General features: G+C 72.9%; 25 protein-coding genes. 13 read left to right on the top strand and 12 right to left on the bottom strand.

Annotated elements, in window-relative coordinates; all coding sequences use genetic code 11:
- The first annotated feature begins 6 nt into the window (after window positions 1–6).
- The 11 genes from CIK06_RS00680 to CIK06_RS00650 all read left to right on the top strand — a co-directional run bounded on the left by CIK06_RS00680 (window position 7) and on the right by CIK06_RS00650 (window position 13,714).
- On the top strand, window positions 7–1,698 hold the full coding sequence (locus tag CIK06_RS00680) for a GTPase (protein ID WP_095563175.1): 1,692 nt from the start codon (window positions 7–9) through the stop codon (window positions 1,696–1,698).
- On the top strand, window positions 1,695–1,844 hold the full coding sequence (locus tag CIK06_RS29030; RefSeq protein ID WP_157756554.1) for a hypothetical protein: 150 nt from the start codon (window positions 1,695–1,697) through the stop codon (window positions 1,842–1,844). Before CIK06_RS00680 ends, CIK06_RS29030 begins: the two co-directional genes overlap by 4 nt.
- A 9-nt stretch (window positions 1,845–1,853) precedes the next feature.
- Window positions 1,854–3,071 (top strand): hypothetical protein, encoded by a 1,218-nt coding sequence (locus CIK06_RS00675; RefSeq protein ID WP_095563174.1) that lies wholly within the window; start codon window positions 1,854–1,856, stop codon window positions 3,069–3,071.
- 48 nt (window positions 3,072–3,119) lie between these two features.
- Complete coding sequence (locus tag CIK06_RS00670) at window positions 3,120–4,082, top strand: hypothetical protein (protein WP_095563173.1); 963 nt, start codon at window positions 3,120–3,122, stop codon at window positions 4,080–4,082.
- 621 nt (window positions 4,083–4,703) lie between these two features.
- Window positions 4,704–5,885, top strand: coding sequence for a pyruvate dehydrogenase (acetyl-transferring) E1 component subunit alpha (gene pdhA / locus CIK06_RS00665; RefSeq protein ID WP_095563172.1), 1,182 nt, complete (start codon window positions 4,704–4,706; stop codon window positions 5,883–5,885).
- Window positions 5,885–6,874 (top strand): alpha-ketoacid dehydrogenase subunit beta, encoded by a 990-nt coding sequence (locus CIK06_RS00660; protein WP_095563171.1) that lies wholly within the window; start codon window positions 5,885–5,887, stop codon window positions 6,872–6,874. The genes pdhA and CIK06_RS00660 overlap by 1 nt, the downstream gene beginning before the upstream one ends.
- 5 nt (window positions 6,875–6,879) lie before the next feature.
- Window positions 6,880–8,310, top strand: a complete 1,431-nt coding sequence (locus CIK06_RS00655; RefSeq protein WP_095567458.1) for a dihydrolipoamide acetyltransferase family protein — start codon at window positions 6,880–6,882, stop codon at window positions 8,308–8,310.
- Between the two features lie 339 nt (window positions 8,311–8,649).
- On the top strand, window positions 8,650–8,787 hold the full coding sequence (locus tag CIK06_RS29725; RefSeq protein ID WP_198348059.1) for a hypothetical protein: 138 nt from the start codon (window positions 8,650–8,652) through the stop codon (window positions 8,785–8,787).
- A gap of 344 nt (window positions 8,788–9,131) precedes the next feature.
- A complete protein-coding gene (locus CIK06_RS29025) occupies window positions 9,132–11,036 on the top strand; it encodes a hypothetical protein (RefSeq protein WP_157756553.1) in 1,905 nt (634 codons plus the stop codon).
- Window positions 11,033–11,770, top strand: coding sequence for a hypothetical protein (locus tag CIK06_RS29020; RefSeq protein WP_198348058.1), 738 nt, complete (start codon window positions 11,033–11,035; stop codon window positions 11,768–11,770). The genes CIK06_RS29025 and CIK06_RS29020 overlap by 4 nt, the downstream gene beginning before the upstream one ends.
- A 111-nt stretch (window positions 11,771–11,881) precedes the next feature.
- The gene (locus CIK06_RS00650; RefSeq protein WP_095563170.1) at window positions 11,882–13,714 is read left to right on the top strand and encodes an NHL domain-containing thioredoxin family protein; all 1,833 of its coding nucleotides are present in this window, start codon (window positions 11,882–11,884) and stop codon (window positions 13,712–13,714) included.
- 6 nt (window positions 13,715–13,720) lie between these two features.
- Here the strand turns inward: CIK06_RS00650 and CIK06_RS00645 are convergent, their stop codons facing one another.
- The gene (locus CIK06_RS00645) at window positions 13,721–14,473 is read right to left on the bottom strand and encodes a LamB/YcsF family protein (protein ID WP_095563169.1); all 753 of its coding nucleotides are present in this window, start codon (window positions 14,471–14,473) and stop codon (window positions 13,721–13,723) included.
- A gap of 115 nt (window positions 14,474–14,588) precedes the next feature.
- Between CIK06_RS00645 and CIK06_RS00640 the strand changes: the two genes are divergently transcribed.
- Complete coding sequence (locus CIK06_RS00640; RefSeq protein WP_095567457.1) at window positions 14,589–15,266, top strand: hemolysin III family protein; 678 nt, start codon at window positions 14,589–14,591, stop codon at window positions 15,264–15,266.
- Window positions 15,267–15,383: 117 nt separating this feature from the next.
- On the opposite strand, the gene CIK06_RS00635 is transcribed toward CIK06_RS00640, so the two are convergent.
- Window positions 15,384–15,662: a DUF6458 family protein gene (locus CIK06_RS00635; protein WP_095563168.1), complete on the bottom strand. Its 279-nt coding sequence runs from the start codon at window positions 15,660–15,662 to the stop codon at window positions 15,384–15,386.
- Between the two features lie 117 nt (window positions 15,663–15,779).
- Here CIK06_RS00635 and CIK06_RS00630 point away from each other — a divergent pair, with 117 nt between their 5' ends.
- The gene (locus CIK06_RS00630) at window positions 15,780–16,349 is read left to right on the top strand and encodes a histidine phosphatase family protein (RefSeq protein WP_095563167.1); all 570 of its coding nucleotides are present in this window, start codon (window positions 15,780–15,782) and stop codon (window positions 16,347–16,349) included.
- Between the two features lie 40 nt (window positions 16,350–16,389).
- On the opposite strand, the gene CIK06_RS00625 is transcribed toward CIK06_RS00630, so the two are convergent.
- The 10 genes from CIK06_RS00625 to CIK06_RS00580 all read right to left on the bottom strand — a co-directional run bounded on the left by CIK06_RS00625 (window position 16,390) and on the right by CIK06_RS00580 (window position 26,083).
- The gene (locus CIK06_RS00625; RefSeq protein ID WP_095563166.1) at window positions 16,390–16,659 is read right to left on the bottom strand and encodes a DUF6458 family protein; all 270 of its coding nucleotides are present in this window, start codon (window positions 16,657–16,659) and stop codon (window positions 16,390–16,392) included.
- A 188-nt stretch (window positions 16,660–16,847) separates the two neighbouring features.
- Window positions 16,848–18,701, bottom strand: coding sequence for an acyl-CoA dehydrogenase (locus CIK06_RS00620; protein ID WP_095563165.1), 1,854 nt, complete (start codon window positions 18,699–18,701; stop codon window positions 16,848–16,850).
- Between the two features lie 156 nt (window positions 18,702–18,857).
- Window positions 18,858–19,985 (bottom strand): PP2C family protein-serine/threonine phosphatase, encoded by a 1,128-nt coding sequence (locus CIK06_RS00615; RefSeq protein ID WP_095563164.1) that lies wholly within the window; start codon window positions 19,983–19,985, stop codon window positions 18,858–18,860.
- A 99-nt stretch (window positions 19,986–20,084) separates the two neighbouring features.
- Complete coding sequence (locus tag CIK06_RS00610) at window positions 20,085–20,717, bottom strand: septal ring lytic transglycosylase RlpA family protein (protein ID WP_095563163.1); 633 nt, start codon at window positions 20,715–20,717, stop codon at window positions 20,085–20,087.
- A 165-nt stretch (window positions 20,718–20,882) separates the two neighbouring features.
- Window positions 20,883–21,782 carry an LLM class flavin-dependent oxidoreductase gene (locus CIK06_RS00605; RefSeq protein WP_095563162.1) on the bottom strand — a complete coding sequence of 300 codons (900 nt, stop codon included), beginning with the start codon at window positions 21,780–21,782 and terminating at the stop codon, window positions 20,883–20,885.
- A 46-nt stretch (window positions 21,783–21,828) separates the two neighbouring features.
- On the bottom strand, window positions 21,829–22,464 hold the full coding sequence (locus CIK06_RS00600) for a class I SAM-dependent methyltransferase (RefSeq protein WP_095563161.1): 636 nt from the start codon (window positions 22,462–22,464) through the stop codon (window positions 21,829–21,831).
- Between the two features lie 55 nt (window positions 22,465–22,519).
- Window positions 22,520–23,470: a phosphotransferase gene (locus CIK06_RS00595; protein WP_198348057.1), complete on the bottom strand. Its 951-nt coding sequence runs from the start codon at window positions 23,468–23,470 to the stop codon at window positions 22,520–22,522.
- A 64-nt stretch (window positions 23,471–23,534) separates the two neighbouring features.
- Window positions 23,535–23,873, bottom strand: coding sequence for a divalent-cation tolerance protein CutA (gene cutA, locus CIK06_RS00590; RefSeq protein WP_095567456.1), 339 nt, complete (start codon window positions 23,871–23,873; stop codon window positions 23,535–23,537).
- Window positions 23,874–24,118: 245 nt separating this feature from the next.
- Window positions 24,119–25,435, bottom strand: coding sequence for an ISL3 family transposase (locus tag CIK06_RS00585; protein ID WP_095563159.1), 1,317 nt, complete (start codon window positions 25,433–25,435; stop codon window positions 24,119–24,121).
- 228 nt (window positions 25,436–25,663) lie between these two features.
- Complete coding sequence (locus CIK06_RS00580) at window positions 25,664–26,083, bottom strand: hypothetical protein (protein WP_095563158.1); 420 nt, start codon at window positions 26,081–26,083, stop codon at window positions 25,664–25,666.
- Between the last annotated feature and the right edge of the window lie 862 nt (window positions 26,084–26,945).

Genomic DNA, 26,945 nt, shown 5'->3' with positions numbered 1-26,945 from the left:
GGAATCATGGGCCGGTTCCGGGACGCGCTGACCGGCGACCGCCGGATCGACCCGGACGTGCTGCTGGACCGGGTGGCCGCGGTACGCCGGTTCCTCGACCTCGTCGAGGGGCACCTGCCGGACGAGCGGCTGGGTCCGGCACACACCCTGGTCGAACGGGCCGGCGACCGGCTGGCACTGTCCCGCGACCACACGGTCGTGGCGCTCGCCGGTGCCACCGGCAGCGGCAAGTCCAGCCTGTTCAACGCGCTGGCCCGGATCGACCTCTCCCCGGTGGGCGTACGCCGGCCCACCACCGGGGTCACCTACGCCTGTGTCTGGGGGGCACCGGACGGCGCCGGACGGCTGCTGGACTGGCTCGGCGTGCTCCCGCGCAACCGGTTCGTCCGGGAGAGCGCGCTGGACGCCGAGGACGAGGCCGGGCTGCGTGGCCTGGTCCTGCTCGACCTGCCGGACTTCGACTCGGTGCAGCACGCCCACCGCCGGGAGGTGGACCGGCTGCTCGGCCTCGTCGACCTGGTGGTCTGGGTGGTCGACCCGCAGAAGTACGCCGACCGGGTGGTGCACGAGAGCTACCTGCGGGAGTTCCACCGGCACCGGGACGTCACAGTGGTCGTGCTCAACCAGACCGACCTGCTGCCGCCGGCCGACGTGCAGCGGGTGCTGGCCGACCTCCGCCGGCTGCTGGACGACGACGGCCTGTCCGGAGTGCCGGTGCTGGCGACCTCGGCCGTGGACCCGGCCGCCCTGACCGACCTGCACGCCGCGCTCCAGACCACGGTCGGCGAACGCCAGGCCGCGCTGCGACGGCTCTCCGGCGACGCCGACGCCGTACTGGACGAGCTGGCTCCGATGATGGACGCCTCCTCCCCGCCGGACGACCTGGACCGGACCAGCCTGCCCAGGCTCACCGACGCGCTGGCCGGGGTGGCCGGGGTGTCGGCCGTGGTCGAGGCCACCGAGAAGGCGTACCGGCACCGGGCCGCCGGCTCGACCGGCTGGCCGCTGGTCCGCGGCTGGCGCCGGCTGCGCCCCGACCCGCTGCGCCGGCTGCACCTGCCCGGCCCGGCCTCGGGTGCGGGTGCCGGTGCGACCGAGCCGGCGGTCGAGCACCCGATCCCGGCCACCTCCGTACCGGACCCCACCGCGGCGCAGCGCTCGGCCGTCGGGCTCGCCGTGCGCCGGGTCGCCGACCGGGCCGGCCACGGCCTGCCGGAGCCGTGGCCGGACGCGGTGGCGGCGGCCGCCCGGTCCCGACTGGCCGACCTGCCCGACGCGCTGGACGGCGCGATCGGCTCCACCGACCTCGGGCTGCGCCGCAAGCCGGTCTGGTGGCGCCTGGTCAGCGGCGTGCAGTGGCTGGTCACGCTGGCCGCGGCCGGCGGGCTCGGCTGGCTGATCGTCGGGTACGCGGTGCGGGCGCTGGGACTGCCCCCGCTGGAGTACCCGATGATCGGGCAGGTCCCGCTGCCCACCCTGCTGCTGCTGGCCGGCCTGCTCGCCGGGCTGCTGCTCGGGCTGCTGGCCCGGCCCCTGATCACGCTCGGCGCGCGGCGTGCCCGGCGCCGGGCCCAGCGCCGGCTGCGGGCCGCCGTGTCGGTCGTGGCCGACGGATACGTCATCAAACCGGTACGCGCCGTGCGCACCGCGTACGAGCAGGCCCGGGAGGCGCTTCTGGCGGCCCGGTCCGCCCGGTGATCCCCAGCCCCGCCCACCTGGTGTTCCACCGGATCCGACCCGGCCCGCTCGGCCACGGCGACCCGCGGACCGGCCGGCTCGCGCCCGCCCTCGGCGTAGCGATTCCCGCCGCGCTCCTGGTGCTCTCCGCCCGGAGCCCGGCGTAGGGTCGGGTCATGGCCACGCCACAGACCCCCTACGAAGCGGTGCTGCACGCCGCTCGCGACGTGACCAGGCTCGACTCCGCGCTGGATGCCGAGATGCTCGGCACCGCGCTGCTGGGCAGCGTCTACGCCCTTGCCGAGGAGGACCGCAGCGCCGCCGTGCGCCGCTTCGTCGGCGACTTCCTGGCGGCCACGACCCGCCGCCGCAGCGCCGCCGCCACCACGATCCGGCGGATCTTCGCGGTCCTCGTCCCGGACGCCAGCGGCGCGGGCACGGTCAAACCCGGCGCCCAGGCGCCGCCGTGGTCCGGCGAGTTGGGCCGGGTACGGCTGACCGGCAGCTACGCCTACGGCGACGTGTACGGCGACCAGACCTCCTACCTGGCCACCTTCGCCTACGGCGACACCGAGGTCGGCGGACCGGAGCACGCCGTGGTGGCCCTGGTCGACCACAACATCGGGATCACCAAGGACGTCTTCGTCGGCGGACCGGCGGCGGGCATCCTCGACCAGGTCAAGCAGATGTGCGCCGGCGACGATCTCACCTGGTTCCGGCCGGAGGACCCGGTACGGCTGCGCGCCGAGGTCAGCCGGCACCTGGCCATCACCGACGGGCTCTCCGAGCTGCCCGACGAGGGCTCGCTGGCCACCGACCGGGCGCTGGTGGGTGCCCGGCTGGCGTTGCTGCCCGCGCCGCCGCTGACCGCGGTGCCGGAGCCGGAGCCGCTGTCGGCCGACGAACGCGGCCGGCTCGTGCGGGAGTTCCTCGCCTCACCGGAGGCCCGGCGGCACCGTCTCGACGAGGTGGACGGGGCCGACCTGGCCTCCCTGCACTTCTGTCTGAGCCTGGTCCTCGACCACGCGAGCACGCTGCCGGAACCGGACCCGATGCGCTGGAGCCCGGCGGTCGCCGGCCTGTTCCTGCTGGACTGGGTGCACCGGCGGGCCGTGCTCGACATGGACGACGCCGCCATGCTGCCCCGGGTGGTCCGGGCCTGGGCCACCTACGCCCTCCGGCGGCGTGGCCTGCCCGAGCAGGCCGTGACGCAGACCGACGGGGCGATCGAGGACATGGTCCCGGAGTTCGTCCGGCTCTACACCACCGGGGAACGGCGCAGTCCGGCCACGGCGGCGGTGGCGCAACTGATGGCCGACGGGGTGGACCCGAACGATCCGGACGCCCTGGAGGCGTGGATCGAGGCCAACCGTCAGCGGCTCGGCGACGACTGACCGGCACCCGGGCTGGGGCTCGGGTGCGGGTCGGGATCCGCTGACCGGGTGGTTCCGACGCTCGGCACCGGCCCGGCCGCGGGCGTCGGCATCGGCGTCGGCGTCGGCGTCGGCGTCGGCCCGACGGTCGGCGTTGGCCCGACGGTCGGCGACGACCCGACGGTCGGCGACGACCCGACCGTGGCCGACGGCGCGGGTGCGACCGTCGGCGTCTGCCCGACCGACGGCGACGGCGACGCGGTGGGTCCGGCCGTGGGTCCGGCCGTGGGTCCGGCCGTCGCGGTCGGGTCACAGGTCGCCGTGGGGCCGACCGTCGGGGTCGGCGCCGGACCGGTCGGGACGGCCGTCGCCGTGGGCGTCGGCCCACCCGTCGGGGCGACCGTGGCGCTCGGCCCGGCCGTCGGGGTGGGCTCCGGCGCTGCGGTTGCGGTGGGGTCCGCGGTCCCGGTGGGCCCGGGGTCGGCGGTCCCGCTGGGTTCCGGTGTCGGCGACGCTGACGGGGTGGGCGTACCGGTCGGCGACCCGCCGGGGGTGGGCTCCGGTCCGCCGGTCGGCGTCGGCTCCGGCGTGCCGCCCGGCGGCGGGACGGTGGGCGCGGGAACCGTCGGCGCGGGGGTGCCCGGCGCCGGCACCGTCGGCGCGGGAACGCTCGGCGATGGTCCTGGCGGCCCGCCCGGCGGATCGGGCGGCGAGGTCGACACCGGTCCGCCGGGCGGGGGTACGGGGGCTCCGGGGCCGCGCGACGGGCTCGGGAGCGTGGGGCCGCGGCGTCCGGAACCGGCCGAGGGCGTCACGCGGTCCCCGTCGCCGGTCCACGGCGGCGGGTCACCGGGCAGCCTGGTCGGGGGCAGCGGGATGACCACCACCGGCCCCTCGGACTCGGGTGCGACGAACGGTGGCAGCTCCGCGGCGGCGCCGCCGGTGTTGCGGACCGTGGCCGAGCCGGCGCTGATCACCGCCAGGATCGGCAGCGACGCCGTGCCGGCCAGCATCGCCACGGTCAGCAGGTAGCGGCGGGCGGGGCCGGCCAGCCCGTCCGCGCGGTGCACCCCGATGACCCTGCGGTCGGCGTGCACGCCACCAGGCCCGCGGTGTCGGGCGAGCGGACGGTACCGGTCGGGTTCGGGCACGGGTTGGACTCCTCGGGGCGCACGTCATCGGCGGCATCCGGATCCGGTGCGAAGTTGTGACGGAATCCGGACTCCTCGGGTGGCATCGCCGGGGCAAAGCGTGGCCCAGTCACACAAGGTTTTCCATTTCCACACAGCGTGTCACCGTGCCGAGTTTCCGGATCGGCCACGACTCCGGTCACAAAACCGGGCATGTCAGGCGAAGACCTCGGCTCTCGATAGAGGCTTGGTGGACCGATCTGTGGAGCCGCTCACCTCCTCTGCAAATATGGGACTGACGGCACCGCAGCCGCGACCGTCCGCGTACCCGGCGGCGAGCGGCTGGATGTCGACGTTCGGCGATCCGGGTCACGTGTCAGGAGAGCCGTTCAGTCCGCGCGGCAACCCCGGACCGGGGCTAGGCGCGGTGCCAGACCTCCGGCCGGGCGGGGAGCCGGGCCGGAGCCAGAACGCGCGGTCGGGCCACCCCCGGTGCCGGCGCACACACGGACAGGAGAGACGCATGGCGAAGGGCGACCCCGGGGTCACGGCCCGCGGCAAGCGGGCCCCATCCCGATCCAAGCGGCCGGCGGCCGGCCAGCCCAGCAGCGAGCCGGTGCAACTGCTGACGCCCGAGGGCGACCGCGTCGACAGCGTCGTCGGACAGGACGGCGTGGAGTACCGCGTCGACTTCACCGACGCGGAGTACCGCTCGCTGTACCGGGATCTGGTGCTGGTCCGCAAGCTCGACGCCGAGGCCACGGCGTTGCAGCGGCAGGGCGAACTCGGCCTGTGGGCCAGCCTGCTCGGGCAGGAGGCGGCCCAGGTCGGTTCCGGCCGGGCGCTGCGGTCGCAGGACATGGCCTTTCCGACCTACCGTGAGCATGGCGTGCTCTACTGCCGGGGCATCGACCCGATCATGCCGCTGGGCCTGTTCCGCGGCGTCGACCAGGGTGGCTGGGACCCGAACGAGTTCAAGTTCAACATGTACACGATCGTCATCGGTGCCCAGACGCTGCACGCCACCGGGTACGCGATGGGCGTGACGATGGACGGCAAAACCGGCAGCGAGGACGGCGAGGCGGTGATCGCCTACTTCGGCGACGGCGCCACCAGCCAGGGCGACGTCAACGAGGCGTTCGTCTGGGCCGGCGTGTTCAACGCCCCCCTCGTGTTCTTCTGCCAGAACAACCAGTACGCGATCTCGGAGCCGCTGGAGCGGCAGACCCGGATCCCGCTCTACCAGCGGGCCGCCGGGTTCGGCTTCCCGGGCGTCCGGGTGGACGGCAACGACGTGCTGGCCTCGTACGCGGTGACCCGGCACGCGCTGGACAACGCCCGGCTGGGCCAGGGACCGGCGCTGATCGAGGCGTACACGTACCGGATGGGCGCGCACACCACCTCCGACGATCCCACCCGGTACCGGATCGCCAGCGAGGTCGAGGCGTGGCAGGCCAAGGACCCGATCGCCCGGATGCGCGCCTTCCTGACCCGGCAGCAGCTCGCCGACGACGCGTTCTTCGCCGAGGTGGACGAGCAGGCCAGGCGGGAAGCGGTGCACCTGCGCGAGCGGGTGCTGGAGATGCCCAACCCCGAGCCGGTCAGCATGTTCGACCACGTCTACCCGCACGGGTCGGCCGAACTCGACACGCAGCGGGAGGGGCTCAGCCGGTACCTGGAGTCGTTCGAGGGGAGCGTGCACTGATGGCCACCGAGACCCTCACCGTGGGCAAGGCCCTGAACACGGGCCTGCGCCGGGCGTTGGAGAGCGACCCCAAGGTCGTCATCATGGGCGAGGACGTCGGCAAGCTCGGCGGCGTCTTCCGGATCACCGACGGGTTGCAGAAGGACTTCGGCGACCAGCGGGTGATCGACACCCCGCTGGCCGAGTCCGGCATCATCGGCACCGCGGTCGGCCTGGCCATCCGCGGCTACCGGCCGGTGTGCGAGATCCAGTTCGACGGTTTCGTCTACCCGGCGTACGACCAGATCGTCTCGCAGGTCGCGAAGCTGCACTACCGGTCGCAGGGCAAGGTGCGGATCCCCATGGTGATCCGCATCCCGTACGGCGGCGGGATCGGTGCGGTGGAGCACCACTCGGAGTCCCCGGAGGCGTACTTCGCGCACACCGCCGGGCTGAAGGTGGTCACCTGCGCCAACCCGCAGGACGCCTACTCGATGATCCAGCAGGCCGTCGCCTCGGACGACCCGATCGTCTTCCTGGAGCCGAAGCGGCGGTACTGGGAGAAGGGACCGGTCGACCTGGACGCGCCGCTGTCCGGGGCGTACCCGCTGCACGCCGCGCGGGTGGTGCGGCCCGGCACCGACGCGACCGTGCTGGCCTACGGCCCGATGGTCCGGGTGGCGCTGGACGCGGCGACCGCCGCGGCCGAGGACGGCCGCGAGCTGGAGGTGGTCGACCTGCGTACGCTCTCCCCGCTGGACCTCGGCGCGGTGTACGAGTCGGTCCGCCGCACCGGCCGCTGTGTCGTGGTGCACGAGGCACCGGGCAACCTCGGCCTTGGCTCCGAGATCGCGGCCCGAATCACCGAGGAGTGCTTCTACTCGCTGGAGGCGCCGGTGCTGCGGGTGACCGGCTACGACACCCCGTACCCGGCGTCCCGGGTGGAGGAGGAGTACCTGCCGGACCTCGACCGGGTGCTCGACGCCGTCGACCGCACCTTCGGCTGGTGAGCGGCATGTCGCGAATCAAGGAGTTCCCGCTTCCCGACCTCGGTGAGGGGCTCACCGAGGGTGAGATCCTCAAGTGGATGGTCTCGGTCGGCGACACGATCGAGCTGAACCAGCCGATCGTCGAGGTGGAGACCGCGAAGGCCGCGGTCGAGATCCCGGCCAAGTGGGCCGGCCAGGTGCACGCGATCTTCCAGGACGAGGGCGCGACCGTCGAGGTCGGCACGCCGATCATCGCGATCGACACCCAGCCCGGCGCCGGGCCGGTGCCGGAGGCGACGACGACCGGTCAGCCCGGCTCGGAACTGCCCACGCCGTCGGCCGCGTCGCTGGCCGCCGTGCAGATCGCGCCCGCGGAGGGCGCCATCGAGCCGGGCATGGTGGGCAGCCCGGCGCCGGCCCGTACCCCGGTGCTGGTCGGCTACGGTCCGCGGACCGCGGCGGCCAAGCGGCGCCCGCGCAAGGCGGCTCCGGGTACGCCGACCGCCGCACCGGCCGCGACGCCCGCGCCGGCGCCGGCCGCCCCGCAGGGCCGCAACGGGGCGGTGGTGCTGGCCAAGCCCCCGGTCCGCCGGCTGGCCCGGGACCTGGGCGTCGACCTGGGTGCGCTGGCCGGGTCGGGTCCGCTGGGCTCGATCACCCGCGAGGACGTGCAGCGGGCCGCCGACGGCGAGCCCGGTGCGGCGGCGACCGCGCCGGCCCCGAGCCGCCCCGCGGGGTCCGCGCCGAGCTTCGGCGCGGACCGCGAGCAGCGGATCCCGGTCAAGGGGGTACGCAAGCTGACGGCCGAGAACATGGCCCGGTCGGCGTTCACGGCCCCGCACGTCACGGAGTTCCTGACGGTGGACGTGACCCGCTCGATGCGGGCGTTGGACCGGCTGCGTGCCCGGCGCGACTGGCGGGACGTGCGGGTGTCGCCGCTGCTGCTGGTGGCCAAGGCGGTGCTGCTGGCGGTCCGCCGGCATCCGATGGTCAACTCGGCCTGGGCCGGCGACGAGATCGTGGTGAAGGAGTACGTGAACCTCGGCATCGCGGCGGCCACCGAGCGCGGACTGATCGTGCCGAACATCAAGGACGCCGGTCGGCTCTCGCTGCGGGAGTTGGCCGACGCCATGACCGGTCTGGTGCAGACGGCCAAGTCCGGCCGTACGGCTCCGGCGGACATGGCCGGCGGCACGCTGACCATCACGAACGTCGGCGTCTTCGGCGTGGACACCGGCACCCCGATCCTGCCGCCGGGCGAGTCGGCCATCCTCGCGTTCGGTGCCGTCCGGGAAATGCCGTGGGTGCACAAGGGCAAGGTCAAGCCGCGCCAGGTCACCACGCTCGGGCTCTCGTTCGACCACCGGATCATCGACGGTGAGCTGGGGTCGCGGTTCCTCGCCGACATCGGAGCGTTCCTGGCCGACCCGGAGGCGTCGCTGCTGGCCTGGACCTGAGGCAGGTCGGCCGGGCGCGCCCGGCGGACGGATGATCCACCGGACCGGTGGGCTCGGCTGACCGAGCCCACCGGTCCGTGCGTCGGGGCCGGCCGCGCGGACGCGCACCGGAGCGGGGGTGGCTGCGGTGGCTGGGATGGCCGGCCCGGCCGCGTTTCCGGGGGCATCACCGGGAGCACCGGTTGCGTTCATCTCCACGAAAGCTCGGCCACCTGCCAGACATACCGATGATTCTTCGGCCGGTGTCGCAGCTCACCTAACAATCGTTGGATTCCCGTCGACCGATGCGGCACAATGGAGTCGAACCAGAAAGCATCGCACCGTCCGGGGGGACACGACATGAGCATGATGAACCGGATCCGCAACCGCCGGGACGCCAGCCGCCGCGCTCGCGCCATCGACCGCGCGCTGAGCTCCGCCAACTCGCCGGCCCTGGCCCAGGAGATCATGACGGCGTACCTGCGTCAGTTCCGCTGATCCCAACGACCTTCCCCGACTCCTCATCCGACGACCCCGCGCCCGCAACAGCGGCGCGGGGTCGTCGGCGTTCCAGCCGGTAACCACCCGCGTACGGGTCGCCCTCGACCGCACCGGACCGGGATTCCGCGCCGACGGACCGCCCGGTACGGTTGGGCACGGCCGACACGGGCGCGCCCGCGCGGGGACCGGTGACGTTCCGGATACGCCGGGTGCCCCGCGCCGGTAGCCCCGCACCGCCCGGCGCAGAACGTCAGCGGACCGACTACGGTGCGGGAAGAGGAGTCAGCGGCCGGCGGCCAGCCATCGGCACCGTCCGGCCGAGACGCGAAGGAGGCGCGCGCATGACGTCCGAGGGCCCGCAGCGACCCGGCCACGAGCCGGAGGAGGCTGCACAAGGCGCCGCTGGACCCGCGCCGCACGGTGGCCACGGCACCACGTACGGGCGCCAACCGGCGTCCCCATTCGACGAACGCAACCAGCCGGAGTCCGGCGCGGGCTGGGCCCCGCCCGGCGCCGGCCGGTGGGGCGTACAGGAGGACAGCGGCGAGTCGGGCGGCGGATGGCGGACGGCGGAGTCCGCCGACGACCGCGGCCCGGAGCAGGACCCGGCGGGCGGCAACCCGGCCGCCTGGTCGCCGTCGCCGTCGCCGTCGCCGTCCGGCTGGGCCACCCAGCCGGCCGACCAGCCGGACGAGTGGTCCGCCCCGGCCGCCCCGGCGACCGCCTGGGCTCCGCCGGGCGCCCTCGGCCCCGCGAGCGCCGCCGACTGGCCGCCGGAGATGGGCGACCAGGGTGCGCCGGATGCCGAGCACGACGAGCCGCCGGCCGGACGTCCCCGCTGGTCCACCGCGGACATTCCGCCGCCGGCCGCGCGGGCCGACTCGCCGGCCCCGTGGAGCCCCGGCACCTCCTGGGGTACGGCCCAGCCCGCCGCTCCCGAGGTGCCGCCCGCGCGGGACGCGGACGCCGGCTACGGTGCGCCGCCCCCGCCCGCCGACGCCGGCTACGACCCCATGCCCCCGGCCGCCGACGGCGGGTTGCCCCGGCGCGGGCGGGACCGCCGGTCCGAGGAGGTCTACCAGCCGGACAACGGCGACTCGATGGCGTTCGGCGCGATGAGCCAGGACTCCGGCGAGCTGCCCGCTGCGGCCCGCAACCAGCCCTGGCCGGCCTTCGCGGCCGGGAACGAACCGCGGCCACGGCCGGCCGGCGCCGACGAGTCCGGCGGCGGCGCAGGTCGCGGCGAGCAGCCGCCGGCGTACCAGCCGGGTCCCGGTCCGGGCATCTCCCCGGGCAACGCGGTACCCCTGCCGCCCCAGGTGATGCGGGTGCCCGGGGCCGCCCTGGCGGCCGCGCACGACGACGAGCCGGCGCCGGCCCCGTGGCAGACCGGGTCGCCCGACGAGGCGTCCGGTCCGGCGCGGTCCCGGATGGACGACCCGTACGCCGAGGCCGAGCAGCGGATGCCGGCCGGGTCCGGCGCCGGTGCGCAGGTGCCCCAGCAACGGTCCGGCGGTTCGCAGGACGCGGCCGGCGACGACTCGGCCCCGGTCACGGCCAGCGCCTCGGTTCCGCTGGCCAGCCGGGTCATGCCTCCGACCGACTACGCCATGCGACCGACCGACCGACCGACGCCGCAGCCCCGGGTCTACGGCCGGCCGGCGCCGGCCGAAGCGGAGCCCGACGAGGACGCCGCCCAGGCCGGCCCCCCGAACAGCGCACGCCCGGCGTCTACGGCCGGCCGGCGACGTACGGCGGCCGGTCCCCGGACGACCACGCGGACGAGCGGTCCCCGCACGAGGCGCCGGCCGGCCGGTTCGGCGGCGCGGCGCCCTTCGGCGACCTCGTCGACGGCGAGCGGGACGGCCAGCGCCGCAACGCTCCGCCGGCGGCGTACGAGCCCGACGGCCCGGGTGGCTTCCCGCCGGGGTCGCCGGCCGCCGTTGCGCCGGGATCGCCGGTGGCCTTCCCGCCCGGGTCTCCCGCCGCCGTCCCGCCCGGTTCTCCGGTGGCCTTCCCGCCCGGGTCCCCCGCGGCCGTTCCGCCCGGTTCCGCGCCCGGCTCCCCGGCCGGGTACGAGTCGGGGCCCGGCGGCCGGCCGGGCAACCAGCCCTTCGGACCCCGGCCCGGCGAGCAGGAGCCGCGCCGGCAGCCCGACCAGACCAGCGTGGGGCCGGCCTTCCCGGACGACCCGTCGTTCTCCGGCGGTCCCCGCGACCGGGGTGAGCAGCGCAACGATCCGATGAACGGTGCCGCCTTCGGCGCCCCGCCGGACGCCGCGGGCCGGGGTCCCGGCGGGGACGCCCGGCCGGGCTTCGGCCCCGACCCCGCCCGCGGCTTCGGGGCCGGCCCGCCGGCCGGACCGGGCTTCGGCCCGAACAACGGCGGCCCGAACAACGGCGGCGGCCCGAACGCCGCCTTCGCCGGGCCGGCTCCGGCGCGCTTCCCCGGTCCCGGTTCCGGCCCTGGCGCCGGCCCGAACGCGGGCCCCGGTGGCGGCGTCGGCGGTCCGCCCGGTGGCGCGCCGCACGGCGCGCCCGGCGTGTACGGCGCCCGGCCCGGCGTCCCCGGCTCGACCACCGAGGACGACCCGGACCAGCAGCGCTTCAACTCGTTCAAGCCCGAGGAACCGGCCGAGGCGGCCAAGGAGGAGCCGCCGGCTCCGCCGCCGCAGGTCCGCAACGGCCGGGTGCTCGCCGCCGTGCTCGCCGCGGCGGTCCTGCTGCTGGTCATCCCGCTCGGTGCGGTGTGGCTGTTCAGCGGCGGCGGGAAGGACACCTACAACCCGGCGGTCGGCGACTGCGTAAAGCAGGCCGGTTCGGCGCCGGCCAAGGCCACCTGCGGGGAGGCCGGCTCGTACAAGGTGACGGCCAAGCAGGCGAGCACCGAGCAGTGCCCGGACGCGAACCAGCCGCACCTGGTGGTGAAGGAGTCCGACGGCAGCGAGCAGGTGCTCTGCCTCGAACCGGCCGCCAGCTAGCCGAATCATGATCGTCCGGCGCGCCGGGTCAACCGACGCGCCGGACGGGTTCGCCGCACCGACCCGACCAGGCCGCGACCGGCTCACCGCCGGCATGGCAGGCTTGCTGGCATGAGCACAACGCCACGGGTCCGCGCACCCGAACTCCGCGGTCGTGCCTGGCTGAACACCGGTGGCCAGGAGTTGAAGCTGGCCGACCTCAAGGGCCGCATCACGATCCTGGACTTCTGGACCTTCTGCTGCATCAACTGCCTGCACGTCCTGGACGAGCTGCGGCCGTTGGAGGAGAAGTACGGCGACGTGCTCGTGGTGATCGGCGTCCACTCCCCGAAGTTCGAGCACGAGAAGGATCCGGCCGCGCTGGCGGCGGCGGTCGAGCGGTACGGCGTGGCGCACCCGGTGCTGGACGACTCGGAGCTGATCACCTGGCAGCAGTACGCGGCGAAGGCGTGGCCCACGCTGTCGGTGATCGACCCGGAGGGCTACGTGGTGGCCACGATGGCCGGGGAGGGGCACGTCGAGGGGCTGACCCGGCTGGTGGACGACTTGGTCGCGACCCACGAGGCCCGGGGCACGCTGCGGCGCGGCGACGGCCCGTACGTGCCCCCGGCGGAGCCGACCACGGCGCTGCGCTTCCCGGGCAAGGCCGTGGCGCTGCCCGGCGGCTCCCTGCTGGTCTCGGACTCGGCCCGGCACTCGCTGGTGGAGTTGGCCGCCGACGGTGAGACGGCGGTGCGGCGGATCGGGTCGGGCCAGCGGGGCCGGGCCGACGGCGACCCGGCCGCCGCAAGCTTCGCCGAACCGCAGGGCATGGTGCTGCTGCCGCCGCACGCCGCCGAGATCGCCGGCTACGACGTGGTGGTCGCGGACACCGTGAACCACCTGCTCCGCGGGGTGCGTCTGGCGACCGGCGAGGTCAGCACGGTCGCCGGCACCGGCCGGCAGTGGCGCTCCACGGTCGACGACCACGCGCACGACGCGCTGTCGATCGACCTCTCCTCGCCGTGGGACCTGGCCTGGTACGACGGCCGGGTGATCGTGGCGATGGCCGGCATCCACCAGTTGTGGTGGTTCGATCCGGTACGGCGGACCACCGGCGTCTTCGCGGGCACGACGGTGGAGGCGCTGCGCGACGGGCCGCTGCCGGATGTCTGGCTGGCGCAGCCGTCCGGGCTGTCCACGGCGACCGACGGGAGCCGGCTGTGGATCGCGGACAGCGAGACCAGCGCGCTGCGGTACGTCGCGGACGGCGTGCTGCACACCGCCGTCGGGCAGGGCCTGTTCGACTTCGGGCACGTGGACGGCCCGGCCGAGGGCGCGCTGCTCCAGCACCCGCTGGGGGTGGCCGCGCTGCCGGACGGCTCGGTGCTGGTGGCCGACACGTACAACGGCGCGGTGCGCCGCTACGACCCGGCCACCGGCCTGGTCTCGACGGTGGCCTCCGGGCTGGCCGAGCCGAGCGACGTGCTGCCCACGCCGGACGGTGGCGTGCTCGTGGTGGAGTCGGCCGCGCACCGGTTGACCGGGCTGGCGCCCGGCGCGCTGGCCGCGGCCGGAGCGCGCGTGCAGGGCTCGCGGCATCGGGCCGAACGCCCGCCGACCGAGGTGGCGGCCGGTGCGGTGACCCTGGACGTGGTCTTCACGCCGGCTCCGGGCCAGAAGCTGGACACCTCGTTCGGCCCGTCGACCCGGCTGGTGGTCTCGGCCTCGCCGCCCGAGTTGCTGCTCGATGGCGCCGGCACCGGCACCGAGCTGTCCCGGCAACTGGTGGTGAATCCGGACGTACCGTCCGGGGTGTTGCAGGTGGTGGCGCAGGCCGCGACCTGCGACGCGGAGGCCGAGCACGCGGCCTGCCACCTGAGCCGCCAGGACTGGGGCGTGCCGGTGCGGGTGGTCGCGGTCGGCCCGACCCGACTGCCGCTCGTGCTGCGCGGCCTGGACTGACCGCGCTCAGCCGGTGAACGGGCGGAGCGGCAGGCCGGCCTCGGTGAGCGCGGATCGGATCCGCCGGGCCAGGTCGACGGCGCCCGGAGTGTCCCCGTGTACGCAGATCGACTGCACGGCCGCGGGCACCTGGGAGCCGTCCCGCGCGGTGACCACGCCGTCCCGGGCCATCCGCACGGCCCGTTCGACCACCTCGGACGCGCCGGTGACAAGTGCGTCCGGGGCGGTGCGCGGCACCAGGGTGCCGTCCGGCCGGTACCCGCGGTCGGCGAAGCCCTCGGCCACCGCGCGCAGTCCGGCGCCGGTGGCCAGTTGGGCGAGCACCGTGCCGGGCTGGCAGAGGATGGGCAGCGTGCTGTCGTACTCGCCGACGGCCGCCACCACGGCGGCGGCCTGGCACTCCTCGACGGCCGCGGTGTTGTAGAGCGCCCCGTGCGGCTTCACGTACCGCAGGGTGGTGCCGGCCAGCCGGCAGAACGCCGCCAGCGCCCCGATCTGGTAGACGATCTCGTCGCGCAGCTCGTCGTAGGCGTACTCGATCCGGCGCCGGCCGAAGCCGGCGAGGTCGCGGTAGCCGACCTGCGCGCCCACCGCGACGTTGCGGTCCGCGGCGGCCGCGCAGACGCGCCGCATGGTGGGCGCGTCGCCGGCGTGGAAGCCGCAGGCGACGTTGGCCGAGGTGATGGTGTCCAGCAGGGCGTCGTCGTCGCCGAGCCGCCAGGTGCCGAAGCCTTCGCCGAGATCCGCGTTCAGGTCCATGCCTTCGCACGGTAGTCGCCCCGGCCGCGCGGGCCGGCCGGTAAGCCCCGGTCGGGGGTACGGCGTGACGCAATGCACTACCCGTAGGTAACTTACGGTGTCGTAACCTATGGGCGTGACCACGTCAGCCCCGTTCCGGATGAAGCCGGTCGACATCGGCAAGCCGCGGCTGCGCGGCTGGCTGCACACGTACGCCTTCTTCGTGGCGATCGCCTGCGGCATCGTGCTCTGTTCCCTGGCCGCCGCCCGGCCGGGCTGGACCGCGCTGGTGAGCTGCGCGATCTACAGCCTCACGGTCTGCGGCCTGTTCGGCACCAGCGCGCTCTACCACCGTCGGGTGTGGTCGGAGCGGGGCTTCCAGGTCATGCGCCGGCTCGATCACTCGATGATCTTCATCTTCATCGCCGGGACGTACACGCCGTTCTGCCTGCTCCTGCTGGGTGAGCACGCCGCGACGGTGCTGCTGTCGTTGGTCTGGACCGGCGCGCTGGCCGGGGTGGCGGTCAAGCTCGTCTGGCCGCACGCGCCGCGCTGGGTCTCCGCGCCGCTCTACATCGCCCTGGGCTGGGTGGCGGTGGCCGTCCTGCCGGACATCCTGCGCAACGGCGGGGTGACGGCGCTGGTGCTGATGCTCGTGGGTGGGCTCGTCTACAGCGTCGGCGCGGTGTTCTACGCGCTGCGCCGGCCGAACCCGTGGCCCACCGTCTTCGGTCACCACGAGTTCTTCCACGCCTGCACCCTGGTGGCGGCGATCTGCCACCACATCGCGATCTACTTCGCGATCTTCGCCTGAGATCCGCGCCGGCCGGGGCGTACACCCGCCGTCCGGCCGCGTCCTGCGGACCCGGAGCGTACGGCCGTGCCGGCGGGCCAGGTCTGGCCCACCGGCACGGGACGGCGCGGGTACCGGTCAGACCGGCGGCGGCGATGGCCGCCGGACCTCGCGGTACTCCTCGACGCGGGTGTCCTGACCCGGCACCGCCGGGGTTTCCCGGACCACCGGAGTGTCCCGGACCACCGTCCGGCGGCGGCTCTGCCAGAACCACAGGGTGAGGATCAGGCCCACCACCCCCGCAAGCATCAGCACCCAACCAACCACGTGGATGTTGATGAAGCCCAGATCGGCGTCCACCGCGAACGTGAGGATCGCCCCCAGAGCGATGAGGAAGATGCTTCCACCAATGCCCACTTGTCGCCCTCCTTGGCACCCAGCTGACCGGCTGGCACCGGCCGCCGCCACTCGCGAGGTCGCGGCATGGAACGGGTTACCCATCCGCTTCGATCGCCAATCGGGCAAGCTGAACGCATGACCACACGCACGATCGTGCTGCTGCGGCACGCCAAGGCGGATCGACCGGGCCGGGTGGCCGACGACGAGCGGGCGCTGACCGCCGGTGGCCACGCCGACGCGGCCGCCGCGGGGGCGTGGCTGGAACACAGTGGTTACCGGCCGCAGGAGGTCATCTGCTCGCCCGCCAAGCGGACCCGGCAGACCTGGCAGGACGTCGCCCTGGGCATGACGGCGCCGCATCCGGGCGAGCACACGGGCGACGCCGGCACGTCCGGGCGCCGACCGCTCGATCCGCCGGCCGTGCCGGGCCTCGGGCCGGTCGTCCGCTACGAGGAGCAGGTGTACGGCGGCCAGGCCGGCGACCTGCTCGACCTGGTACGGCAGGCCGGCGAGGCGGTGTCCACCGTGCTCCTGGTCGGGCACAACCCGGCCGTGTCGGAACTGTCCGAACTGCTCGACCCGATCCACGCCGATCCGGACGGCCTGCGGACCTGCGGAATCGCCGTGCACCGGTTCGACGGAAACTGGCCGGAACTCGCCCCCGGTGGGGCACCGCTCGAACGGTGGCACACCGCCCGGGGCTGAACAACGGAAGGGTCCCCACACCGGGGACCCTTCCGCCGGCTCAGCTCGGTGGGGCGTTCGGCGGCGGCGGATCCGGCGGCGGCGGCATCATGGCGGTCGGATGCGACAGCCGGTTCTCCTCGACGATCAGGGTGCGGGCGCGCTGCCGGCGGGTGTGCCAGTAGGACAGGGTGATCAGCAGGACGGCGATGCCGGCCAGCATGGACACCCAACCGACGGCGCGCAGGTCGATCCACCAGACGTTGGCCCGTACGGCAAAGGTGAGAATCGCGCCGATCGCGATCAGGAGGATTCCGCTTCCGATACCCATCTGCGCTGCACTCCCCTGTACGCGGTGACTGCTTGCTGAGGCTGCTCGTCATTCCGCAGCGGGACCCGCGGTTGCCCGCAGGGGCTGATTAGCCGGCAGGCCGGCGCGCAATCGCGCGCCGGCCTGCCAAAATCCCGGAGGATCCGCGGAATCGCGGGGAATCCCCACGAATCCGGGAGAAAGGGTAATCAGAACGCGTCGTCGGACAGGTCCATCAGATCCAGCGAGGTGGACTCGACGATCCGCCGGTCGGCGCCGATGCGCGGCAGCACCTCGTGGGCGAAGAACCGCGCCGCCGCGACCTTGCCCTCGTAGAAGGGCTTGTCGCGACCGGACACCTCGGCGCCGAGCGCCTCCAGCGCCACCTGCGCCTGCCGCTGCAGCAGCCAGCCGACCACCAGGTCGCCCACGGCCAGCAGCAGCCGGCGGCTGGTCAGGCCGACCTTGTAGAGCGCCCGCGGGTCGTCCTGGGCCTCGCCCAGCCAGGTGGTCATGGTGCCCACCATGGTCTGCACCTCGGCGAGCGCCTTGCCCAGTGCCTGCCGTTCCTCCTTGAGCTGGCCGTTTCCGCCCTCGGACTCGATGAACGCCTGGATCTCGCCGGCCACCGTGAGCAGCGCCTTGCCGCCGTCCTTCACGATCTTCCGGAAGAACAGGTCGAGGCTCTGGATCGCGGTCGTACCCTCGTACAGGGTGTCGATCTTCGCGTCCCGGACGTACTGCTCCAGGGGGTAGTCCTGGAGGAAACCGGACCCGCCGAAGGTCTGCAACGACTCGTGCCCGAGCAGTTCGTAGGCGCGCTCCGAACCGACGCCCTTGACCAGGGGCAGCAGCAGGTCGTTCACCCGCTTGGCCAGCCGGGCGGTCTTCTCGTCGCCGGAGGCCTCGGCCACGTTGATCCGGTCCTGCCAGGTCGCGGTGTAGCAGACCAGCGCCCGCAGGCCCTCGGCGTACGACTTCTGCATCATCAGCGAGCGGCGCACGTCCGGGTGCCGGGTGATCGCCACCCGGGGTGCGGTCTTGTCCGCCATCTGGGTCAGGTCGGCGCCCTGCACCCGGTTCCTGGCGTACTCCAGCGCGTTCAGGTAGCCGGTGGAGAGCGTGGCGATGGCCTTGGTGCCGACCATCATCCGCGCGTACTCGATGATCATGAACATCTGCCGGATGCCGTCGTGCCTGTCGCCCAGCAGCCAGCCCTGGGCCGGCGTGCCGTGCTCGCCGAAGGTCAGCTCACAGGTGTTGGAGACCTTCAGACCCATCTTGTGCTCGACGTTCGTGGCGTACACGCCGTTGCGCTCGCCCAGCTCGCCGGTCTCGGCGTCGAAGTGGTACTTCGGCACGACGAACAGCGACAGGCCCTTGGTGCCCGGACCGCCGACGCCCTCGACGCCGACCGGCCGGGCCAGCACGTAGTGCACGATGTTGTCGCTCAGGTCGTGCTCACCGGAGGTGATGAACCGCTTCACGCCCTCGATGTGCCAGGAGCCGTCCGGCTGCGGGATGGCCCGGGTCCGGCCGGCGCCGACGTCCGAACCGGCGTCCGGCTCGGTGAGCACCATCGTGGAGCCCCACTGCCTGTCGATGAAGAGCTTCGCCCACTTCCGCTGCTCCGGCGTGCCCTCCACGTGCAGCACGTGCGCGAAGGACGGGCCGGAGGCGTACATCCAGATCGGGGCGTTCGCGCCGAGGATCATCTCGCCGAGACCCCACCACAGCGCCCGCGGCGCCCCGGTGCCGCCCAGCTCGGCCGGCAGGTCGAGGCGCCAGAACTCGGAATCCATGAAGGTCCGGAACGACCGCTTGAACGACTCGGGCAGCGGCGCGCTGTGCGTCGCGGCGTCGAACACCGGCGGGTTCCGGTCGCTGTCGGTGTAGCTGGCCGCCAGGTCCTCCCGGGCCAGCCGATCCACCTCGGCGAGGATGCTGCGGGCGGTGTCCGAGTCCAGATCCGCGTACGGCTCGGAGCCGAACGTGCGATCCACCCCGAAGACCTCGAACAGGTTGAACTCGATGTCCCGCAGGTTGCTCTTGTAGTGGGTCATGCGCGCTGGCCCCCCGATTCGGGAACAGGTGTTACCGGTCAGTAACTGGAACTGTATTACCGACCGGTAGGCAGCGACAAGCGGATCGGTGCAGTGACGCCGGTTACATTAGGACTCTCGGTCGTCTACTGGACACCGGGAGTAATCGGTCGCCGCTCAGTTCTCGGCGGCGCCGACCTCCCAGCTCGGCACGGCCGTGGCACTGCTCTGGTCGGTGCCGCCGTACTCCATGAGCACCAGCGCGATGTCGTCCTCCAGCCGCCCGCGTACCCACTCCACGAGGGCCGTCTCCAGCGACGCCAACCCGTCGGCCACCGTGCCGTGCCCCAGCAGCCGCCAGGCCCGGTCGGCGGTGGGGAAGAATTCGCCATCCCGGCGCGCCTCGCCCAGACCATCGGTGAACAGGAGCAACCGGTCACCGGGTTCCAACCGCTCCACCCGGGGCTGGACCGCCGGAACGAACCCCAACGGCGGTGCGGGCGCCGGCGGCTCCAACGGGATCACGGCCCCCCGGCGCAGCAGCAACGGCGCCGGGTGACCACAGTTCACGATCGTCAGCGTGCCGCCCCGCTCCTCCACCAGGGCGGCCGTCACGAAGTCCTCGTCGCCCACGCTGCGGGCCACGGCCCGGTCCAGGTCGGCCACCACGGCCCGCAGGTCCGCCCGCTCGTACGCCACGTGCCGGTACGAACCCAGCACGATGCTGGCCAGCCGTACGGCGTCCAGCCCCTTCCCCCGGACGTCACCGATGATCATGCGCACGCCGTACGGGGTGTCCAGCGCCTCGTAGAGGTCGCCCCCGATGTCGGCCGCGGCCGTCGAGGAGATGTAGTGGCCCGCCACGGCCAACGCGCCCACCTGCGGTCCCAGCGGCCGGAGCACCGCCTGCTGGGCCACCGAGGCCAGTTTGGACAATTCGTCGATCTGCTCGGCCTGCCGCTGGCGTACCAGCGAGACGACCGCGGCCAACCCGGTGGCCAGGGCGATGCCCAGCACGTTCACCACCACGTCGGTGGTGAGCATCCGCCCGGCGAGCGCGAAGCTCATGCCGGCGACCGTGGCCAGCACCCCGACCCCGAGCACCACCCGCCAGGCCGCGAACGCGGCCGCCAGGAACGGCACCGCCACGACCAGACCGAGATAGCTGGTGGTACTCCGATCGATCAGCTCGATCGCGCAGATGACGGCAAGCAGCACGAGGGCCGCGCCGAGACCGACGCGGGACCCAGGGCTGAGCGACCGGCGGAACGGTCGCGCGGGATGCGTGTGTACGCCGAACAGCATGCCTGATGAATCGCCCGGACTGAACGGGATTGCCCCGTCGGCTGATCCGGTTCTGCCCGGCCGGAGGCTTCCGCCGGGTCGGACACGACCGGATCGCCGCTACTTGAGGACCTCGTACTTCACGGTCACCTCGCCCTGGCTCAGCGAGGCGATGTCCGCGAACGCGGCCCGGGACAGGTCGAGGCAGCGGCCGTCGATGTACGGGCCGCGGTCGTTGATGCGTACCGTGACCGACTTGCCCGTCGCCGGGTTCGTCACCCGGACCCGGGTGTCGAACGGCAGCGTCTTGTGCGCGGCGGTGAGCGCGTCCGGGTCGAACGTCTCGCCGTTGGCCGTCATCTGCCCCTCGTCGTAGAACGAGGCACCGCAGGTGCCGCTGCTCACCACCGTCGGCGTGGCCGACTTCTGCGCGGTGGCGGACGGCGTCGGGCTGGCCGTGCGCGCCTTCGACCGGGACGCCGGCTGCGACGCCCGGCTCGACGTCGGGCTCGCGCTGCCGGCCGACGGGCTCGGCGTGGGCGCGCTGCTACTCGGCGTCACCGTGGACGGCAGCGCCTCCGGGGACCAGGTGGTCGCCGCCGGCTCCGCGACGTCCGCGACGGAGGCCGGCTGCGCGGCGAGGTGAACGGCGCCCACCGTGCCGCCGACGGCCAGCGCCACGCCGACCGCCGCCGAGCTGACGATCCCGACCGGGGACCGGAAAAATCCAGTACGCGAGTGCCTGCCAACCACGGACCGCGTTCCTTCCTGCGACGACGAGAACCGGCGGAACGTAGCCGGAGAAGCCCTTGGAAGGTCAACCTGATCATGCTGATATGTTCGGATTTGTCGCCGAACGTGTAGCCGATCATCCGACCCGGCATCGGTCGCAAGGAAGCAAGCGCGGGAGATGCCCCGCTACCTGGTGCCGCCCGGCGCGGACAGCATCGGCAGCACCTCGGCGGCCACCCGCTCCAGCACCGCCTCGTCCCCCGCGTACCAGCTCGACTCGCGCGGCCAGTGCGCCACCACGTCGGTGAAGCCGAGCCCGGCCGCCCGGCCCACCGCGTCGGTGAAGCACTCGACGCTGGACAGCGAATACACCGGTGCGGCGTCCAACGACAGATACCGGTCCAGCGTCGCCGGGTCCCGGCCGGCCGCCGCGAGTTCCCCGTCGAACCGGCCCGCCAGGTCGGCCACCGACCGCCACCACGAGTCGAGATCGTCCCCGCCACCCCCGGTGGTCACCCAGCCCTGGCCGTACCGGACCGCGAGCCGCATGGCGCGCGGCCCGTTCGCGGCCACCACGAACGGCACCCGGGGCCGCTGCACGCAGCCGGGGTTGCCGCGGGCGTCCACGGCCGCGAACCACTCGCCACGCCAGGTCACCCCGTCGCTCCGCAACACCCGGTCGAGCAGGTCGATGAACTCGGCGAACCGGTCCACCCGCCGCCGCGGCGTCAGCGGCCCGGCGCCGAGCACCTCCGCGTCGAAGCCCGCGCCGCCGGCACCGATGCCCAGCGTGAGCCGGCCGTCCGACACGTCGTCCAGCGCCGTCACCTGCCGGGCGAAGGACACCGGATGCCGGAAGTTCGGCGAGGCAACCAGCGTGCCCAGCCGGATCCGCGAGGTGACCCCGGCCGCCGCCGTCAGCGTCGGCACGGCGTCGAACCACGGCCCGTCGACCAGGTCACGCCAGCCCAGGTGGTCGTACGTCCAGGCGCTGTCGAACCCCCACTCGTCGGCGCGCTGCCAGCGCCGCCGCGCCTGCGCCCAGCGGCGGTCCGGCAGGATCACGATGCCAACCCGCATGATCATCAGGGTACGGGAGCCAGCCCCGCCGCCCGGGGCGTTCCGGCGAGCGCTACCGGACGAAGCTGAACAGTCGCCCGACGCCACCCAACGGAACCACCGGACCGGTGAGCCGGTGCACCCCCACCGAGAACCGGGCGTCCTGCGGCGCGTCGAACGCCCGCTCCGCGAAACCGGCCTCGGCGAACCAGCGGCGGATCTCCGGCGTACGGTCCGGTGCGTCGCGGTGCCGGGTCCAGATAACGGTGCCGCCGGGCGAGCACAACCGGGGCAGCGCGAAGACGGTCCCCCGCAGGTCAGCGTCGGTGACGTTGCCGAACACCCCGGCCATCAACACCAGGTCCGCCGGCACGGCGCCGGCGTACGACGACAGCTCCCCGGCGTCGGCCCGGTGCACGGTCACCCCGGACAGGCCGGCCCGCTCGGCCGACGCCCGTGCCAACGCCACGTTCCGGGGGTCGTACTCCAGCAGCACGGCGCGTACCCGGCGCGCGTCCGCGCGCGACGACAGCGCCCCGATGAGATCGTGGCCCTGCCCCGCGCAGGCACTGACCACCCGCAGTTCGTCCTCCGGCCGCTCATCGAGCCACTCGGCGATCCGCCGCCGCACGATCCGCAGTCGGTGCGACAGCGCCGAGTCCGGATCCCGGTACGCGTCGTGCCAGGCCAGCCAGTCCCTCCGGGTCATCCGCCCACGGTGTCAGAGCCGTCCCCGTACCGCCACCGCGCGCCGGGCGGACGGGTCAGCCGCGAGCGGCGCCGGCCATCGCCTCGCGCAGCCAGCTCAGCAGCGCGTCGCCCTGCGCCCGTTGGAAGGCACGGACGGTGGGCAGGCCGGGCGGATCCGGCCGACGGGCCACATCGGCGAAGTACGCGGTGAACCCGGCCAGCACCGCCAGCAGGTCGGCGGGATCGGTGGCCGTGTCCGCGGCGCAGCGCGCCAGCAGCGCGTGCGGATCGTGGCCGCCGTACAGCCGCACGTTGACCAACAGCAGCAGCCGGTCCAGCCAGGCCGGCCCCCGGCACGCCCACGGCCAGTCGACCACGGTGACGGCCCCGTCGGCGCCGAGCAGCAGGTTGTCGGCCCGAATGTCCAGGTGCACAAGCGTTTCACCGGTCAGCGCGGCCAAACCACGGTCCGCCATCGCCGTCAACTCGCCCAGGTGCTCCGCCAGCCACGGGTCCAGTTCCGCCGGCGGGTCCGCGGCGATCCGCCGCCAGCCCGCGAAGTCGGCGGCAAGCGAGTCGGCGGCGGTCGGCAACTCGGGCACCGGCGCCGGGGTGGCCACCCTGGCCAGCAGGTCGAGGGTGGCCAACACCCGGTCCAGCTCGTCGGCCCGCCACGGCAACTCCGGATGCCGCCCCGGCACGTCGGCGAGCACCATCGCCACCCACGTACCGTCGTCGTGGCTGCCCAGCAGCCTCGGCGCCGGTATGGCGTCCGGCAGCGCCGCGGTCACCCGGATCTCCCGGCGGCACATCCGCGGACTGTCCGGGTTCTGCGCCGGGCTCACCGCCTTGACGAACGCGCGCCGCCCGTCGGCCGTGCGCACCCGGTCGGCCGTACCCGGGGAGAAGCCGCCGGGCTGGGTGACCGCCTCGACCACCGGCGCCCCGACAATGTCCTCGACGGCACGCCGGACGTGCCCGGGTAGGTCCACCCACCCGATCCGCGAACCGGACGCACTGATCACCCTGCCGATCCTGGCACCGGCGCCCGGGATCCGCGTGCCATTTTCGGGCCGGCGGGCTCGGCGATCACCGATCCGGCGAGGTGCCCTCGGTCTCGGCCAGCACCCAGTCCACATAGGCGGGATTGGCCGCGACGACCGGCAGGGCGAGCACGCACGGTACGTCGTACGGATGCTCGTCGTTGGCCCGTTCCACGATGCGCGACACCAGGTCGACCCGGGTGTGCAGCGCGACCCGCGCCTCCGGTTCGTCCTGCACCGCGCCGTCCCAGCGGTAGACCGACCGGATCGCCGCGATGTGCTGCCCGCACGCGGCGAGCCGGTCACCGACGAGCCGGCGACTGAACTCCACCAGCCAGTCCGCGTTGTCGGCCGTGATGACGACCTCACAGATCTCACGCGTCATGTCGCCCACCCCGGGATCCTCAAGCCGGTTCAGCGTAGTCGCACCGGCGGCACACCCTTACCGCGACGACCGCGATGAACATGGCACGCCACTGCGGCACCGATCGTCAACAATCCAGCCGCCGGAGGCATCAATCACGCCGGAGACGATCGTCTGCCGACGGAACGGCTTCCATGCGTTCGTCCTGTACCTGGATCTCCTGTCTGGACCGGTGAGCAGCAGGGTTGTAAACCGGCTCTTCGAAGTTAAGCGGGGTTGAGGTGTCTGCGGTGGCGGCGGGTGGTGGCGGCGCGGGTGCGTAGCCGCTGGTTTTCGGGGTTACGGAATCCGTAGGCGTCGCGGGCGACGGTCTTGATGACCCGGTTGGTTCCTTCGGAGCCGGCGTTGGTGATGCCGGTGTGCAGGAACGCGAGGATTTCCGGCCACCAGGTCTCGATCGTGGTGGCGAGCCGGTGGAGTTCGGGCAGGTCAGAGTCGGCGCAGCGGGTGTAGAAGCGGTGCAGCAGCCGGGCGGTGGTTTCCCGGTTCGGGTGGGTGCGGGCGAGTGCGAGTAGGTCGAGCAGGTCTTCCTTGGCGTTCCAGGCCGTCAGGATCGGTGCGCCGATCTTCGCCGGCAGGTTGCTGAGGGTGTCGGCCAGCCGGTCGACGTGCTCGGCGCGCATGCGGGCTGCTGACCTGGTCAGCCGGTTGCGTTGCTGCCACTCCGGGTCGGTGGCCCGGCCGCGCCGGCCGCGGTGTGTGACTGTCATGCGGCGGCGGACCTCGGTGACGGCCCGGTTGGCCAGCTGGACGACGTGGAAGTGGTCCACGACCAGCGTCGCGTGCGGCAGCGCCTCGCGGACGGCGGCCTTGAACACGGTACACATGTCGATCGCGACGGCCTGGACGTGTTGACGCCAGGCGGCGGGGCGTTGGGTGAGCCAGTCGGTCACCGCCTTGCTGGTCCGGCCTTCGACCTGGGCGAGTAGACCCTGCCCGCCGACGAGATCGCAGAAGCCGACGTGCCAGCGGTCGACGGTGGTGGTCCACGACGCGGTGACCTCGTCGAAGATCCAGCGAGGTTTGCCTCGGCGGACCTCGTCGATGCCCAGCACGCTCACCGGTTCGGGCTCGGCCGGCAGCACCGCTGCGGTGTGCGCGGTGAACGCGGCCGCGACGACTGGCCAGGACATGCCCAGATCACGGGCGGCCTGCACGATCGTTCGGTTGCCGTCGGCGACCGCCGCGCCGGCCGCCTGCCGCAACCGGACGGTGATCCGTGCCCGTGCCGGGATCTGTGGCACGTGTTCGGTGAACGACGTGCGCGGGCATCCGGGCTGATCGCAGTACCAGCGGCGTTTACGCCACCGCAACCGCGTGGTGCGTCCGGCCACCGGCAGATCCCGGGGCCAGGTGAACACCCAGCCCTTGACCCGGGCGGCCCGGACACCGCACTGAGGGCAGCATTGTGCCTGCTCGCTACCGGTGGACAGGTGGACGATGGGGGAACCATCCGGGTGCAGCTCGACCCGATCCACCACCAGGCCGTCCAGGCCCAGCAGCCGGGTCGTATCGTTGACCATGCTCGCAGCTCTTTACTTGTGATCATCCGAACTCGACACTCAGATGATCACCCAAGGGCTGCGAGCCCTCATCTCCGGGCCGGATCGATCAGCGCACCCCGCTCAACTTCGAAGAGCCTGTAAACCTCGTCAATGGGACCCATCAGCCTCGCGCCCACGCCAGTGCGTCACTTCGCCGCCCACGCCCCATGTTGACCGCTACAACGGGCACGCCGGGTTCTGCCACGTTTAGTCCTGCGGCGGGAAGTTCGCTCGGTCAACGATGTTGAGCCGCCGGAAATTATGCCTCGTAAGCTGCACGTGCATCACCTTCATGCAGCGGACTACGTCTTCCAAGGAGACGTTGTCCAGCTTGAACTCGGTGACCGGAACCGATCCCTGTTCGGCCTCCAGCGCCTTCAACCCGTCGTAGTTGTCGGGAGTGACATTTGCCCGGTCGACCGCATAGACGGAGACCTGCCAATCGGACGGCGCTCCGTGACTGAACGTATACACATCGATAGCCAGGATGGACCACTTGTCGTGATCGAGCCCGGCGAGCTTGTAGAGGTTGCCAGCCCCCTTGATGAAACTGTCCTCTGCGGCTGCCGACCCGAGCCAGTCCTTGTAGGTCGTGCCCGCAGGCTCCAAGATCTGATCTTCCACCATGCCCCCTGAGTGCACGGCATTGGCCAACAACGAAGGCGGTCCATGCCGTGACGCGACAGCATGGACCGCTTGAAGCTATGCCGGGCGGCTAGAACTCAGCCACGGCCGCTCTTGTTCTTCGACGGGTCGACAAGCTTCCACGGTCCACCCTTCGGGGTGGGCGGAAGCGTCTTCCCCTTAGGAACCGTGGTTTCAGCACCACCCTTGCTCGGCCGGTACTGACCGGACTTCGGGGCGGGGTTGCCCGGGTTCAACGGGTTCGACTTCGCCAACTTCGTCACCTCCTCTCCGAGCAGCGGGGCAAACTCAGAGAGGCCACCCTCGCGTCAGGAGGCGACATCCGGTACAGTCCGAACTCTTCCGAAGTGCAGACCTGGTGAGTGCCCAACCTGGCACTCGCCAGGTCTTTCGTGCTTCTGGGGGATCAGGCTATGCCTCGGGGATCTAGGGAGCAAGGGGCGACACGCGGAACGCGAGCCAAGCCACCTCAACCCAACATGTAGTAGGTCCGCAGGTTTTCCACAGGCACATGTAGAAACTGTGATCAGTTTTCCACAGGCACTCAGATGAATCACGGCAGGACACGTGTTCGATTACTGCTTTGTGGTGATTTGCTCGCATTTCACGAGCTCTTGAGAACAAGCAAGACGCTTGCCCCTTGTGGGTAGACCTGTGGGCAGTCCTGTGGACGAACTTTCACCGATCAGCAAGCCATCGCCATACATCGAATAGAGACGTACATCACGGGTCACCCTCCTTGCTTCGGCGGTTCGCTCTGCTAACGAGCAGGCAAAGGCAGGCCCTGGCCCGTCCACCACCTCCCAGCCATCCCGATGCTCCTATGGATGTCAAGCTTCGCTGG

The sequence above is a fragment of the Plantactinospora sp. KBS50 genome, assembly GCF_002285795.1.
GTDB lineage: Bacteria > Actinomycetota > Actinomycetes > Mycobacteriales > Micromonosporaceae > KBS50.
This window is presented reverse-complemented; position numbering and strand designations above follow the sequence as displayed.